Annotated in this window: 6 protein-coding genes, 2 tRNA genes and 3 rRNA genes; 7 read left to right on the top strand and 4 right to left on the bottom strand. The window is 41.9% G+C overall.

Annotated elements, in window-relative coordinates; genetic code table 11:
- Positions 1-493 precede the first annotated feature (493 nt).
- From BFG52_RS10560 to BFG52_RS10535, 6 genes are all read left to right on the top strand, one after another.
- A 16S ribosomal RNA gene (locus BFG52_RS10560) occupies positions 494-2,030 on the top strand.
- Between the two features lie 57 nt (positions 2,031-2,087).
- Positions 2,088-2,164 (top strand) — tRNA-Ile (locus tag BFG52_RS10555).
- Positions 2,165-2,239: 75 nt separating this feature from the next.
- Positions 2,240-2,315: transfer RNA gene (locus tag BFG52_RS10550), tRNA-Ala, on the top strand.
- 316 nt (positions 2,316-2,631) lie between these two features.
- A 23S ribosomal RNA gene (locus BFG52_RS10545) occupies positions 2,632-5,523 on the top strand.
- Between the two features lie 186 nt (positions 5,524-5,709).
- Positions 5,710-5,824, top strand: a 5S ribosomal RNA gene (gene rrf, locus BFG52_RS10540).
- The 16S, 23S and 5S rRNA genes sit together here with 2 tRNA genes alongside, the layout of an rRNA operon.
- Positions 5,825-6,046: 222 nt before the next feature.
- Positions 6,047-7,612, top strand: a complete 1,566-nt coding sequence (locus tag BFG52_RS10535) for a class I SAM-dependent methyltransferase (protein ID WP_067555787.1) — start codon at positions 6,047-6,049, stop codon at positions 7,610-7,612.
- Positions 7,613-7,759: 147 nt separating this feature from the next.
- Here the strand turns inward: BFG52_RS10535 and BFG52_RS10530 are convergent, their stop codons facing one another.
- The 4 genes from BFG52_RS10530 to exaC form a co-directional block, all read right to left on the bottom strand.
- Positions 7,760-9,301, bottom strand: coding sequence for an IS1182 family transposase (locus BFG52_RS10530; protein ID WP_067552400.1), 1,542 nt, complete (start codon positions 9,299-9,301; stop codon positions 7,760-7,762).
- 111 nt (positions 9,302-9,412) lie between these two features.
- The gene (locus tag BFG52_RS10525; RefSeq protein WP_067555784.1) at positions 9,413-10,735 is read right to left on the bottom strand and encodes an MFS transporter; all 1,323 of its coding nucleotides are present in this window, start codon (positions 10,733-10,735) and stop codon (positions 9,413-9,415) included.
- A gap of 639 nt (positions 10,736-11,374) precedes the next feature.
- Positions 11,375-12,106 carry a glutamine amidotransferase gene (locus tag BFG52_RS10520; protein WP_067559459.1) on the bottom strand — a complete coding sequence of 244 codons (732 nt, stop codon included), beginning with the start codon at positions 12,104-12,106 and terminating at the stop codon, positions 11,375-11,377.
- A gap of 138 nt (positions 12,107-12,244) precedes the next feature.
- A complete protein-coding gene (gene exaC, locus BFG52_RS10515) occupies positions 12,245-13,756 on the bottom strand; it encodes an acetaldehyde dehydrogenase ExaC (protein WP_067555781.1) in 1,512 nt (503 codons plus the stop codon).
- Positions 13,757-14,178: 422 nt separating this feature from the next.
- Here exaC and BFG52_RS10510 point away from each other — a divergent pair, with 422 nt between their 5' ends.
- On the top strand, positions 14,179-15,357 hold the full coding sequence (locus tag BFG52_RS10510; protein ID WP_067555778.1) for a sigma-54-dependent transcriptional regulator family protein: 1,179 nt from the start codon (positions 14,179-14,181) through the stop codon (positions 15,355-15,357).
- Positions 15,358-15,400 lie beyond the last annotated feature (43 nt).

Genomic DNA, 15,400 nt, shown 5'->3' with positions numbered 1-15,400 from the left:
TACAGAAAAATCATGCACCGTTTGTTTGATGATTATAGTCTAAAGTATGTAGATATTCAGATAATAATGTGTGTTTTGTTAGGTGAATTTAAGCCAATTTTCAGTGTTATTACGCAAAGAAGGGGAAATTATTTTTTATATTGAGAATATCATTTTGTCTAAAAATAAAGCACTCAATAAAAATATTTAAAATAAGGCTTGCGCTCGGCTTTAAAATCTATAGAATACGCTGCATCCCAACGCGATACAGCTTAAACAACTTAGCTCTTGGGCTTAAGTTGAAGGGTTTTTTGTTGTGTTGATCTTACTCCTGACGAAGTAGTAAGAAGATCATTAAGAGATTATGAAGAACAACTTGTGTGGATTTTTACTGGTTGATTGATCGAAAATATTATCATTGATTGATTGGTAGGAATTACTCGAAGTTTATTTGAGCAAATTTTTTGTCAGTAATTGATGAGCCAGAATTGTGACCTTAAGTCACTAATGATTTTAACTGAAGAGTTTGATCATGGCTCAGATTGAACGCTGGCGGCAGGCTTAACACATGCAAGTCGAGCGGGGGAAGGTGCTTCGGTACTGGACCTAGCGGCGGACGGGTGAGTAAAGCTTAGGAATCTGCCCATTAATGGGGGATAACGTTTCGAAAGGAGCGCTAATACCGCATACGCCCTACGGGGGAAAGCAGGGGATCGTAAGACCTTGCGTTAATGGATGAGCCTAAGTCGGATTAGCTAGTTGGTGGGGTAAAGGCCTACCAAGGCGACGATCTGTAGCGGGTCTGAGAGGATGATCCGCCACACTGGGACTGAGACACGGCCCAGACTCCTACGGGAGGCAGCAGTGGGGAATATTGGACAATGGGGGGAACCCTGATCCAGCCATGCCGCGTGTGTGAAGAAGGCCTTATGGTTGTAAAGCACTTTAAGCGAGGAGGAGAGTACCTTAGATAATACCTAAGTGTATTGGACGTTACTCGCAGAATAAGCACCGGCTAACTCTGTGCCAGCAGCCGCGGTAATACAGAGGGTGCGAGCGTTAATCGGATTTACTGGGCGTAAAGCGTGCGTAGGCGGCCATTTAAGTCAAATGTGAAATCCCCGAGCTTAACTTGGGAATTGCATTCGATACTGGGTGGCTAGAGTATGGGAGAGGAAGGTAGAATTCCAGGTGTAGCGGTGAAATGCGTAGAGATCTGGAGGAATACCGATGGCGAAGGCAGCCTTCTGGCCTAATACTGACGCTGAGGTACGAAAGCATGGGGAGCAAACAGGATTAGATACCCTGGTAGTCCATGCTGTAAACGATGTCTACTAGCCGTTGGGGCCTTTGAGGCTTTAGTGGCGCAGCTAACGCGATAAGTAGACCGCCTGGGGAGTACGGTCGCAAGACTAAAACTCAAATGAATTGACGGGGGCCCGCACAAGCGGTGGAGCATGTGGTTTAATTCGATGCAACGCGAAGAACCTTACCTGGCCTTGACATAGTGAGAACGATCTAGAGATAGATTGGTGCCTTCGGGAATTCACATACAGGTGCTGCATGGCTGTCGTCAGCTCGTGTCGTGAGATGTTGGGTTAAGTCCCGCAACGAGCGCAACCCTTTTCCTTACTTGCCAGCATTTCGGATGGGAACTTTAAGGATACTGCCAGTGACAAACTGGAGGAAGGCGGGGACGACGTCAAGTCATCATGGCCCTTACGGCCAGGGCTACACACGTGCTACAATGGTCGGTACAAAGGGTTGCTACCTAGCGATAGGATGCTAATCTCAAAAAGCCGATCGTAGTCCGGATTGGAGTCTGCAACTCGACTCCATGAAGTCGGAATCGCTAGTAATCGCGGATCAGAATGCCGCGGTGAATACGTTCCCGGGCCTTGTACACACCGCCCGTCACACCATGGGAGTTTGTTGCACCAGAAGTAGGTAGGATAACCGTAAGGAGTCCGCTTACCACGGTGTGGCCAATGACTGGGGTGAAGTCGTAACAAGGTAGCCGTAGGGGAACCTGCGGCTGGATCACCTCCTTAACGAAAGATTAGTGATTGGTAAGAATCCACAACAAGTTGTTCTTCAGTGTCTACGATGGGTCTGTAGCTCAGTTGGTTAGAGCACACGCTTGATAAGCGTGGGGTCACAAGTTCAAGTCTTGTCAGACCCACCACTAACTATGCTTGCAAGGTATCTTGTGAGAGGGTGACGGAAGAGTAGATACGAAATAATCTCGTAGATTTAAGCTGGGGACTTAGCTTAGTTGGTAGAGCGCCTGCTTTGCACGCAGGAGGTCAGGAGTTCGACTCTCCTAGTCTCCACCACTCATTATGATGAGTAAGGCTAAGAAAGATTATAGAGCTTAGTAAGCAGAAGTTTATTAACCTCTGTGATTTATCACAGTATCTTGACCTGACGAAGGCAAGATAAATCATTAACAGATTAGAAATTGAGTCTGAAATAAATTGTTCAACTTGATTTGTTTGAAAAGACAAATTGAGAACTAGTAAATGAACACTGAATCAAGCGTTTTGGTATGTGAATTTAGATTGAAGCTGTACAGTGTTTAAGTACACGAACCTTCGAACTGTGATGTTGTTAGTGCTCCTTGTAGGTGCTAGCGACTGTTTGGGGTTGTATAGTCAAGTAATTAAGTGCATGTGGTGGATGCCTTGGCAGTCAGAGGCGAAGAAAGACGTGATAGCCTGCGAAAAGCGTCGGGGAGGCGGCAAATATCCTGTGATCCGGCGATGTCTGAATGGGGAAACCCACCTACTTTAAGGTAGGTATCAATAACTGAATACATAGGTTATTGAGGCGAACGAGGGGAAGTGAAACATCTCAGTACCCTTAGGAAAAGAAATCAATTGAGATTCCCTGAGTAGCGGCGAGCGAACGGGGAACAGCCCATTAAGTCATATTTGTTTTAGTGGAATGCACTGGGAAGTGCAAACGTAGAGGGTGATATTCCCGTACACGAAAGAGCAAATATGATGATGTCGAGTAGGGCGAGGCACGTGAAACCTTGTCTGAATATGGGGGGACCATCCTCCAAGGCTAAATACTCCTGACTGACCGATAGTGAACCAGTACCGTGAGGGAAAGGCGAAAAGAACCCCTGTGAGGGGAGTGAAATAGATCCTGAAACCGCATGCATACAAGCAGTGGGAGCTCCATATTGGAGTGACTGCGTACCTTTTGTATAATGGGTCAGCGACTTATATTCAGTAGCGAGGTTAACCGTATAGGGGAGCCGTAGAGAAATCGAGTCTTAATAGGGCGTCTAGTTGCTGGGTATAGACCCGAAACCGGGTGATCTATCCATGAGCAGGTTGAAGGTTGGGTAACACTAACTGGAGGACCGAACCCACCGTCGTTGAAAAGCCGGGGGATGACTTGTGGATAGGGGTGAAAGGCTAATCAAACTCGGTGATAGCTGGTTCTCCCCGAAAGCTATTTAGGTAGCGCCTCGGACGAATACCATTGGGGGTAGAGCACTGTTTCGGCTAGGGGGTCATCCCGACTTACCAAACCGATGCAAACTCCGAATACCAATGAGTACTATCCGGGAGACAGACTGCGGGTGCTAACGTCCGTAGTCAAGAGGAAAACAATCCAGACCGCCAGCTAAGGCCCCAAAATCATAGTTAAGTGGGAAACGATGTGGGAAGGCATAGACAGCTAGGAGGTTGGCTTAGAAGCAGCCACCCTTTAAAGAAAGCGTAATAGCTCACTAGTCGAGTCGGCCTGCGCGGAAGATGTAACGGGGCTAAAACTATGTGCCGAAGCTGCGGATGTATACTTATGTATACGTGGTAGGGGAGCGTTCTGTAAGCCGAAGAAGGTGGATTGAGAAGTCTGCTGGAGGTATCAGAAGTGCGAATGCTGACGTGAGTAACGATAAAACGGGTGAAAAACCCGTTCGCTGAAAGACCAAGGGTTCCAGTCCAACGTTAATCGGGGCTGGGTGAGTCGACCCCTAAGGCGAGGCCGAGAGGCGTAGTCGATGGGAAATTGGTTAATATTCCAATACTTCTGTGTAATGCGATGAGAGGACGGAGAAGGTTAAGTCAGCCTGGCGTTGGTTGTCCAGGTGGAAGACAGTAGGCATGCATCTTAGGCAAATCCGGGGTGCTCTATGCTGAGAGTCGATAGCAAGCTAGTTTACTAGCGAAGTGGCTGATACCCTGCTTCCAGGAAAAGTCTCTAAGCTACAGTTACACAGGAATCGTACCCGAAACCGACACAGGTGGTCAGGTCGAGTAGACCAAAGCGCTTGAGAGAACTCTGCTGAAGGAACTAGGCAAAATGGTACCGTAACTTCGGGAGAAGGTACGCTGCTGACGGTGATTCCCCTCGCGGGATGAGCGGTTGGCAGCCTCAGAAACCAGGCCGCTGCAACTGTTTATTAAAAACATAGCACTCTGCAAACACGAAAGTGGACGTATAGGGTGTGATGCCTGCCCGGTGCTGGAAGGTTAATTGATGGGGTTAGCGTAAGCGAAGCTCTTGATCGAAGCCCCAGTAAACGGCGGCCGTAACTATAACGGTCCTAAGGTAGCGAAATTCCTTGTCGGGTAAGTTCCGACCTGCACGAATGGCATAATGATGGCGGCGCTGTCTCCAGCAGAGGCTCAGTGAAATCGAAATCGCTGTGAAGATGCAGTGTACCCGCGGCTAGACGGAAAGACCCCGTGAACCTTTACTGCAGCTTGACATTGAACTTTGACCTTACTTGTGTAGGATAGGTGGGAGGCTTAGAAGTGGTGACGCTAGTTACCATGGAGCCATCCTTGAAATACCACCCTGGTAATGTTGAGGTTCTAACTCTGGTCCCTAATCGGGATCGAGGACCATGTCTGGTGGGTAGTTTGACTGGGGCGGTCTCCTCCTAAAGAGTAACGGAGGAGTACGAAGGTGCGCTCAGCGTGGTCGGAAATCACGCGTAGAGTATAAAGGCAAAAGCGCGCTTAACTGCGAGACCAACAAGTCGAGCAGGTACGAAAGTAGGTCTTAGTGATCCGGTGGTTCTGTATGGAAGGGCCATCGCTCAACGGATAAAAGGTACTCTGGGGATAACAGGCTGATACCGCCCAAGAGTTCATATCGACGGCGGTGTTTGGCACCTCGATGTCGGCTCATCTCATCCTGGGGCTGAAGCAGGTCCCAAGGGTATGGCTGTTCGCCATTTAAAGAGGTACGCGAGCTGGGTTTAGAACGTCGTGAGACAGTTCGGTCCCTATCTACCGTGGGCGTTGGAAATTTGAGAGGATCTGCTCCTAGTACGAGAGGACCAGAGTGGACGAACCTCTGGTGTACCGGTTGTGACGCCAGTCGCATCGCCGGGTAGCTATGTTCGGAAGGGATAACCGCTGAAAGCATCTAAGCGGGAAGCCTACCTCAAGATTAGATTTCCCTTGGAGTTTATCTCCACTAAAGAGCCGTTGAAGACTACGACGTTGATAGGTTGGATGTGGAAGCATGGCGACATGTGAAGCTGACCAATACTAATTGCTCGTGAGGCTTGACTATACAACACCCAAACAGTTGTTGTATAAAGCTCATTCGATTCATTTAAAATCAAATCTACTTGATTCATGTGAAATTCTAGTTACAATACAGACCCAGTTCTAATCCGTTAATAACTCATTTGGTTAAGAAAGTATGGCACTGAATAAAAATGTTCAGATCAGACCAGAAATCACCATAAACAGTTGTGCTGGCGACAATAGCAAGAGTGAACCACCTGATCCCTTCCCGAACTCAGAAGTGAAACCTCTTCGCGCTGATGGTAGTGTGGGGTTACCCATGTGAGAGTAAGTCATCGCCAGCTCATGATTACATATCCCTCGATGTCAAACATCGAGGGATTTTTTTTGGTTATATTTTATGCGACTGATTGATTAATCATCAAAATTTAACGTTTTTATTTCTGATAATCTGCTATGTTTTAAACACTGTTTAATACATATGCGAACGACCTAATGCTAAATGTACTTAAACAACAAATACAACATTGTGAAAATTTAAAATTAAGTTTAGCAAGGGGAAATAAATGGATATGGCTTGGAGCAATGGTTATCAGACTGAGGTCAATTATACATACGGGTATTACCGTGATTTAAGCCCAAACTATCAACGCTTTTGTTTATTGCTTAATGGTGTGGATTGTCCAAGTTCTCAACAATCACATCATCATTGTGAATTAGGCTTTGGTCAGGGTGTGAGTATTAATATACATGCTGCTGGATCTGATAGTATTTTCTGGGGCACAGATTTTAACCCCGCTCATGCGGCCCACGCAGATCAATTGGCAGATTATAGTCATGCCCAGCATTATTATTTTGATGATAGTTTTGAGGAGTTATTCAATCGCTCCGACTTACCGCAATTCGACTCCATTAGTTTACATGGTATTTGGAGTTGGATTAGCTATGAAAATCAGCTGATCATTTTAAAGTTCATTCGAACTTATCTTAAGCCTAATGGCATTGTTTATATTAGCTATAATTGTGAGACTGGTTGGGCTGCAAGTATGCCAGTACGAGAGCTACTTTATAGTCATTATAAATATGCTAGTAAAAGTCATAGTCCAGTAAAGAATGTTCAAGATGCGCTAGATTTTAGCGAGGCATTATTACTCAAAGATCCACTGTTGATTAAGCAAAACCCATTGGCATTATCTAAGCTAAAAAGTTTAAAAGAAAAGAATCCTAATTATTTAATTCATGAATATTTTAATAAAGATTGGAAGTGTTTTTCATTTCAGCAAATTGTACGCTTATTTGAAGAAATTAAGTTGAGTTATGCTGGCACTACAGACTTGTTGGTTCATGTTGAGCAAATTAATTTTAGCCCCGAGCAAACTGAATTTTTAAATCGTATTGAACATCCAATTTTAAAAGAGCAGTGCAGAGACTATTTTACTGCTGCACAATTTAGGCGTGATCTTTATATTCGGGGTAAAAATATCCTGACGCCCTTACAGTGTAAACAGCGTTTAAGAGAATATTATTTTGTAGCGCTCAGACCCGTTGCGGCTTGGCCGAATACTATTCAGGGTATTTTAGGAGAATTTAATTTAATTGAAGAAATCTATAGTGAAATTGGGCGGATTTATGTTGAAGAGCACTATCGGGCAATCAGTATTGCTGAACTCGAACAGCGATTACCCGATTTAAGTTATGAAAAGATTTTGAATGCTTTAGTTGTCTTATGCCATTGTGGCTATATGCAACCCTGCCAGCATAATCAAGCTTCTGAAAGTGTGTTACAACGCGCACATAAGTTAAATACGTATTTACTAGAACAAAGCCAGTTTCATCGTAATTACACAGTACTGGTTAACCCATTGACTGGAATGGGGATTGAAATGACTCAATTTGAGCAATTAACCTATCTTTGCTATTTCTTTAAGGGGCTTAAAACAGCAGAAGAAGTGGCGGATTATATTCAAAATGTATTAGACCAACTGGCATTATTTATGTTCGATGAGAATAAAAATATTGTACGTGAGCGTGAAAAATCTATCGCTCGGATACGCGATAGTGTTTCAGAATACCTTAACCCTGAAAAGCTCCAAATTATTAAACAACTACAGTTGTTTAATCCAGAGTTCTAGTTATAGCCCAATAAAAAGAGGCTGTCCCATTAACTCAATGGGGCGGCTTTTTGTTTAAGTCATCTTCATTTTCACCATATTCTTTTTTGATCCTTAAAATATTTTTATTATTCCTCTTTTTACTTCTAAAAGTAAAAATGCAGCCTTTTAAGCTGCCATTTTCATCATATTGTGTGCTAAAGCATGTAATCCAAACTCTAAATTCACTTTTCGCATCCCTCTAAGCGTGAATCTCTTAAAGCCTCGATTCGACTTTATATGTCCAAACACCGGTTCAACTTCTATACTTCGTCGCTTACGCTTTTCGATTCCTTCTTCACTTAGTAAGCGTTCATACATTAACGTCCTGTAATGCTCTAAATGATGGTTTCTCTCAATTCGTCTATTGCCCTGGCTCTTATGGCAGCTACTTCTAAGCGGGCATCCTTCGCATCGCTGTGCCTCATAAATACTGATATGTTGAATGAATCCACTACTGGTTTTTGTTTGTTTATCTTTGATCTTCGTCATATGTTGTCCCATTGGGCAAACATAATAGTCATCAATCGCGTTGTAATGTAGATATTGCTTATTTTTTAAATTCTGTTTGGCTTTTTTACCACGTTGTTGACGACGTTCTAAGTCAAAGGTGCTGTATTTGATATACGCTAATAACCCTTGCTGTTCTAAATATTGATAGTTTTCCTCACTACCATAACCTGCATCAGCGGTAATAACTTCAAGTTCTTGAAACTGTTCTTCGCCATAAAGTTCACGCATTTGCTCTAAATGGGGCTTTAATGTAGGAAAGTCATTACTATTTTGATGCACGCTATAATTAACAATTACCTGATTTTCAGTGCTTATTTGAACATTATAACCAGCCTTAAGTTGACCATTTTTCATATGGTCTTCCTTCATCCGCATGAAAGTTGCATCATGGTCAGTCTTGCTATACGAATTGCGCCCATCAAGGATCTTTTCTTTTTCTTCGTAGTCTATTAGTCGATTCTTAAAGTTTTTTTTTACCGCACCTAATTTCTTTTTAGTCGCTTGATCCGGTTGAATCGAATGTTCATTCAAACGATCATCTATCGCTTTTAAAACTTGATCTATCGTATGCGATGATATTTCTGTGATTTCAAGCTTACTCGGTTCTTGATCGCCAACTTCGATTTGGTGAGCATACTTCCATAGTTCATCTAGCTGTTTAAGCATCTTAGCTTTGTTGGTTTTAATTGCATTACCCCACACAAAGGTGTAGCGATTGGCTTGTGCCTCAAGTTTGGTGCCATCTGTGTAAATCTCTTTTAAAGTAATGACTCCTTCTTCAGCTAACATCAATACGATCTGTTTGAATATGTCTTTAAAGCATTGCTCTAACTTTGAATTTCTAAAGCGATTAATCGTATTGTGATCAATAATGGTCATATTGCTTAACCACATGAAATTAATATTTTCACGTAGAGCTTTTTCGATTTTACGAGAGGAATAGGTATTGGTCATATAAGCGTAGACCATGATTTTAAGCATGAGTAGTGGGTGATAACCTGGTCGACCAGATTCATCATACGCATTTACTAATGGGCTACTGTCAATTTGATCCAATACTTTATTCACTAAGCGAACAGGGTGTTTCTCAGGAATCAAGTCATCAAAGCTATGAGGAATTAAGTGAAGTTGGTTTTGGTGATATGTCTTTATAGCCATCTTAAATATCCTTTTTTAAGATGGCTTAATTATACAGCAAAAAGGCTGCCTTTTGAGACAGCCTCTTTTTATATTGTGCAAGCCAAAATATTATTTTAAGTGAGTAAAATTTCAGATTTTGTCTTTGTCGAGTTGTTCTGGATTTTTAGTAAAGATATATGTGCCTGCTGAGATTGCGATCATGGCACTGATATAAATATAAAAACCAGATTCAAAGTTAAAGTTTTTAAATAACAATCCGACGGCTTCTGTTGTACCACCAAAGATCGATGTGGCTAATGCATAGGGAAGGGCAACACCTAATGAGCGAATATGAGCAGGGAATAACTCAGATTTAGCAATCACATTAATTGAGGTATAACCGGTGGTAATTAAGAGACCTGCGGCAATGAGGAAGAATGCTGTATAGGGGTTATTGGTCCCAGATAGCATGGTAAATAGTGGATAGGTAAAGAGTACACCGCCAATGCCAAAGAAAGTAATCATTACTTTCTTCCCAAAACGATCAGATAAATGCCCCGCAATAGGCTGTAAAATCATAAAGAACAATACGGCACAAGCATTAATTTCTGTTGCTGTTTCTTTACTAAAACCAGAAGTATTGACCAAGAATTTTTGTGTATAAGTGGTATAAGCATAAAAGGACAATGTCCCACCAGCCGTTAAGAAAAATACTTTTAAAGCTTCTTTGGGATATTGTTTAAATAATGCAAAGGCACTACTTTTTTTACTCTCACCACGCTTTTGTGCGGCTACAGATTGCTCTGTTTCAATCATATTACGACGAATCCACAATACTGTGATAGCAAGCACTGCACCGATAAAGAATGGAATACGCCAGCCCCATGCTTGTAAGTCTTCTTTGCTCAGTGTTGCTTGTAAGATAAGCAATACTGCCAATGCAATTAACTGACCCGAAATCAGGGTAATATATTGAAAACTTGCGTAGAAACCACGATTTTTCGGGGTTGCCAATTCGCTGAGATATGTTGCACTGGCACCATATTCACCGCCTAAACTGAGCCCTTGCAATAAGCGTGCAATTAACAAGATGATCGGTGCAATGAGACCGATTGAATTATAGGTAGGTAAAAAGGCGATGACCAATGAGCCAATACTCATGAGGGCGACAGACAAAGTTAAACCAGCTTTTCGTCCTTTACGGTCCGAATAAATACCCATCATCCACGCACCTAATGGTCGCATGAAAAAACCAAGGGCGAAGATCACTGCTGCTTGAAGGAGTTGAATGGTACCACTACTTTGTGGAAAGAATACCGGTGCAAAATATAATGTAAAGGCAGAGTAAACATACCAATCATAATATTCGACTAAATTACCAGCAGAACCACCTACAATTGATTTGATGCGTTGACCAAAAGTTAAATTTGCATTTGCGATTTGGTTTGTATTTGCGTCATGGGGAGTTGTCATGCAAATTCCATTGGTGAATACTTAAAACATATTCAGTATATGCCTACTTGTATTATCACCACCTTAAACTTTAGTCTAATATCTCTTGGCTAATAATCGATAGAATTATTATATTTGCGGATATTTTATATTATTAAACTATTGTTTTTTATGTAATATAATATTTATTAATATGCATATTTTTATATTATATGTGCTTTGTTTTTTTAATGGTTTTTATTAATCTCAGTGATATGTATGGAATGCTTTGTTGATTATATCACCGCATTGTATATTGTTTATTCAATGGCCTTTTGCTGTCCACAGATGACATCCTTGTCATCTGTGGACAGCCGTGGCATTCATGCCACTGAACACGTATCATCTAACGATTGGGATGTTATATTGATTTGCTTATAAAATGATTTATGAAAGAGACCTAATGCAGATCATAAAATGCACTGAAATCTTGTGTATTAAAAAGAATTTTTATATTAAAGCTCTTGTATATTAAAAGCACTTGTATATTAAAAGTACTTGGGCTTTGTACAATATTGTATATTGCGAATTGAGATACAAAGCCCAGATATTATACAGTGTATGATAAACCAAGTTTATTTGGTATTTTATACTGCCTGTGCTTATTTTATATTACCCGTATTATAGCGGAATATGTTGCCAGTCGAGTTGACTTAAGTATTGCTGTAGAATCTCTGCGGCGGCATCACAAAGTTGTGGTGCATAATTTTGATTGTCCGCACGTAACTGTTTTATATCGATACCTGTGTGTTGCAACTCAACATAATGGCCAATTAACCATTTCTCTAAATGTTCTGGATCAATTTCTAAATGAAATTGTAAAGCTAGAATTTGTTTGCCAATTTGAAATGCCTGATGTGGATAATATTCACTGCTTGCCAATAAATCGGCATGTTCAGGTAAATCAAAACTATCCCCATGCCAATGTAATACTTTAAGGTCTTTTAACGGTGTCAGTAGATTAGGCTGCTGTGTGCTCAGTGTAAGTTTATGCCAGCCAATTTCTTTATGTAGTCCAGCATAGACATTGGCACCGAGGGCTTTGGCAATCAGTTGTGCCCCCAAACAAATACCCAGAGTCGGCAGTTGTTGAGTGAGACGTTGTTTTAATAGCAGCAGCTCATCTGTAAGAAAGGGAAAATGTTCAGTGTCATATACTGAGATCGGTCCACCTAAGATAATGGTTAAACCGGTATATTGTAGCGCAGTGCTGAGGTCATCTATACCCGCTTCAAAATAGCGGATACGAAAACCAAGTTGATAAAAAATATCTTCAAAGCAGCCTAAGTCTTCAAAGGCAATATGTTGAATCACGTAAATTGTTTTGGGAAAGCGGCAATCAAGTTGAGACATGGTTTTATTGTATAAGTGATAAAAATCTACTGTAACTGAATTACGATCTTGTGCAAGTTTTCCGCATGCAAGTTTAGATAAAAAAATCAAGCAAAGTGAACTTTGCTTGATTAGGAGATAAGGAGCCGCTGCAGGGAATTAGAAGAAACCCATCGGTTTGGTTGAATAACTCACCAATAAGTTTTTAGTTTGTTGGTAATGATCTAGCATCATCTTATGGTTTTCACGACCGATACCAGATTTTTTATATCCACCAAATGCCGCATGAGCCGGATAAATATGATAGCAGTTGGTCCAAACACGACCTGCTTCAATCGCACGACCGGCACGGTAAGACGTATGTGCAGAACGTGACCATACCCCAGCCCCTAGACCATACATGGTGTCATTGGCGATTTTGATTGCTTCGTCATAATCTTTAAAGGTTGTAACAGATAAAACGGGTCCGAAAATTTCCTCTTGGAAAATTTTCATGTTGTTTTGCCCTTTAAAAATGGTTGGCTCAATATAGAAGCCTTGCCCCACTTCTTGGCGATCACCACCACCTAACAATAATTCTGCACCTTCTGAACGACCGGTTTCGATACAGCCTAGAATTTTATTCTGTTGTTCCAAAGATGCTTGCGCACCGATCATGGTTTCGGTATCCAGTGGGTGACCGGTTTTAATCCGTTTGACCCGTTCAATGGCTTTTTCTAAGAAACGATCTGCAATGCTTTCTTGGATCAGGGCACGTGATGGACACGTACATACTTCACCTTGGTTTAAGGCAAACATCGAGAAACCTTCAAGGGTTTTTTCGAGGTAATCATCCTCATGATCCATCACATCTTCAAAGAAGATATTGGGTGATTTACCACCCAATTCTAAAGTAACAGGAATAATATTTTCAGTGGCATATTGCATGATCAACTGACCCACTTGAGTTGAACCTGTAAATGCAATTTTGGCAATACGTGGATTGGTTGCCAAAGGGCGACCCACTTCTGCACCGAAACCATTGACGATATTCAATACGCCAGGCGGTAAAATGTCTTGAATTAATTCAGCCAATACCAAAATACTGGCTGGTGTTTGTTCTGCAGGTTTTAAAACGATACAGTTCCCCGCAGCCAGCGCTGGTGCTAGTTTCCATGCCGCCATTAAAATTGGGAAGTTCCATGGAATGATTTGTCCCACCACCCCCAAAGGCTCATGGAAATGATAAGCAACGGTGTCTTCATCAATCTCGGAAATACCGCCTTCTTGTGCACGGATACAGCCCGCAAAATAACGGAAATGGTCGATTGCTAAAGGAATATCGGCTGCTAAGGTTTCTCGGATAGGTTTACCATTTTCCCAAGTTTCAGCAACTGCAAGTAATTCTAAGTTTTGTTCTAAACGATCTGCAATTTTTAACAGCAAATTAGAACGTGTTGTTGGGGAGCTTTTATTCCATTGTGCTTTAGCGCGATGTGCCGCATCTAAAGCGAGCTCAATGTCTTCGGCGCTAGAGCGCGGAATACGGGTAAAGACCTGACCATCGACAGGGGAGATATTGTCAAAGTACTGACCTTTTACTGGGGCAACCCATTCACCGCCAATAAAGTTCTCATATTGTGCTTTAAAGTCAACTTTAGCACCAGGTTGGTTCGGATCGACGTAACGCATATGTATGTCCTTTACTTCGTTATTCTGCAAAATTATTCTGCAAATTGATTTATATACAGCTCAAAACACGGCAGGATAATGTTTTGATCAAATTCAAATTAAAACAGTCAAGGTTGGAAAAAGGTAGGCATTGCTATGACGTCTTTTTTATAGCCATGACGCGCCAAAAACAGCCTTGCAATAGCCCCTATAATTCTTTATAACATGTTGTTCGTTCAATAAAAAATGGTAGTTTTAATGCTGTTCATTACAACCAAGCTTGGTTATAAACAGAGTGGTGTTTGCATATTTTATACTATCCTAAGCTGAATACTGAATAAGTTGCAACGCTGATCTATCACATTATGGCGCATGATGTCTTCACGCCATTCACCATAACGACAATCTGGTTAAACCTATCATCTTAACCAAGGATGTGAACGATGCTCAGTCAACAGATTTTATTAGAAAAACGTCAGCAAATAGAAAAGATGTGGGAGAAAAACACTTTTCGCTTTGATCATGACGATCCACATCAGCAAAGCATTGTGAGTTCATGGCAACGCTCACAACGTGCCGCTGTTTGCAAAGAACGTTACGCAGCACCATTACAAGACAAAGTTTTAGCGCGCAGTAGTACTTTACACAATGCTTTAGAACGTTGTGCGACAGCATTACAAGATATTGCAGCACAATCCGATATGGTAGTGGCGGTTGGCGATAGCGGCAGTACCATTGTCTGGTCTGCAGCCAGTGGACGTATGCAGCAAGCTGCTGAACAAGTTCATTTTGTAGCAGGTGGGCAATGGGGCGAAGAGGCGGTAGGAACCAATGCCTTGGCTTTATCACTGAAAACAGAACAGTCTAGTTGTGTATTTTCCAATGAACATTATATGTCCTCTGTACATGATTGGGTGTGTTATGCCGCACCGATTATTGACCCTTATAGCCGACAACTGTTGGGGGTGATTGATCTCTCAACCACATGGCAACATCATAATAGCTTGGGCCTGTTGGCTGTTGAGCGCTGTGCCAGCATGATTCAAAGTGCGTTATACCAAGCGCAACAGCAACATCTCTATATCCGTGCCTTTGGTATACCGCAAATTTTAATGAATGGAAAACTGCTCGTGCTTACACCACGGCAAATTGAAATTTTGACCATACTCTCACTGTGCCCACAGGGCATGAGCTTAGATCAATTACACCAAGCACTATATGGTGAACGTAAAGTGAGTATGGGAACGCTCAAAGCCGAGATGTCACAATTAAAAGATATTTTGTCGGGGCAATTGGCTTCTCGACCTTATCGGATTATGGCAAAAGTAGATGCCGACTTCTTGCAGACTGAACAAGATTTAGATGCCGGATATATTCAAAGTGCATTAAAACGTTGTCGCGGGGTTTTCTTGTCTAAAACAGAAAGCCCTTTTTTATGTACATGGCGTGACTGCTTAGAGTCGCGTTTGAGTAAGGCAATTTTTGATTCTCATGAGCCGGACAGCCTCTTAAGACACTTGGCATATAGCCCAGAAGCGGTGGATGCCTTAGAGCGTCTTTTAGAGTTAATCCCCGTAGAGCATCCCGCTCATCAGCAGCTGTTACAATTTAAAAATCTCTAAGGCTTTGGGTTTCATTTGATTTAAGGTTTTTCTATTTAAGCGG

Origin of the sequence: Acinetobacter larvae (assembly GCF_001704115.1) — a bacterium.
Classification (GTDB): Bacteria; Pseudomonadota; Gammaproteobacteria; order Pseudomonadales; family Moraxellaceae; genus Acinetobacter; species Acinetobacter larvae.
The sequence above is the reverse complement of the archived record's forward strand: the minus strand, read 5'-3'. Positions and strand labels throughout refer to the sequence as shown.

Bases quoted from the DNA above. Each gene is read 5' to 3' on its own strand.
- BFG52_RS10535 (WP_067555787.1), top strand. From the start codon at position 6,047: ATGGATATGGCTTGGAGCAATGGTTATCAGACTGAGGTCAATTATACA.
- BFG52_RS10530 (WP_067552400.1), bottom strand. From the start codon at position 9,301: ATGGCTATAAAGACATATCACCAAAACCAACTTCACTTAATTCCTCAT.
- BFG52_RS10525 (WP_067555784.1), bottom strand. From the start codon at position 10,735: ATGACAACTCCCCATGACGCAAATACAAACCAAATCGCAAATGCAAAT.
- BFG52_RS10520 (WP_067559459.1), bottom strand. From the start codon at position 12,106: ATGTCTCAACTTGATTGCCGCTTTCCCAAAACAATTTACGTGATTCAA.
- exaC (WP_067555781.1), bottom strand. From the start codon at position 13,756: ATGCGTTACGTCGATCCGAACCAACCTGGTGCTAAAGTTGACTTTAAA.
- BFG52_RS10510 (WP_067555778.1), top strand. From the start codon at position 14,179: ATGCTCAGTCAACAGATTTTATTAGAAAAACGTCAGCAAATAGAAAAG.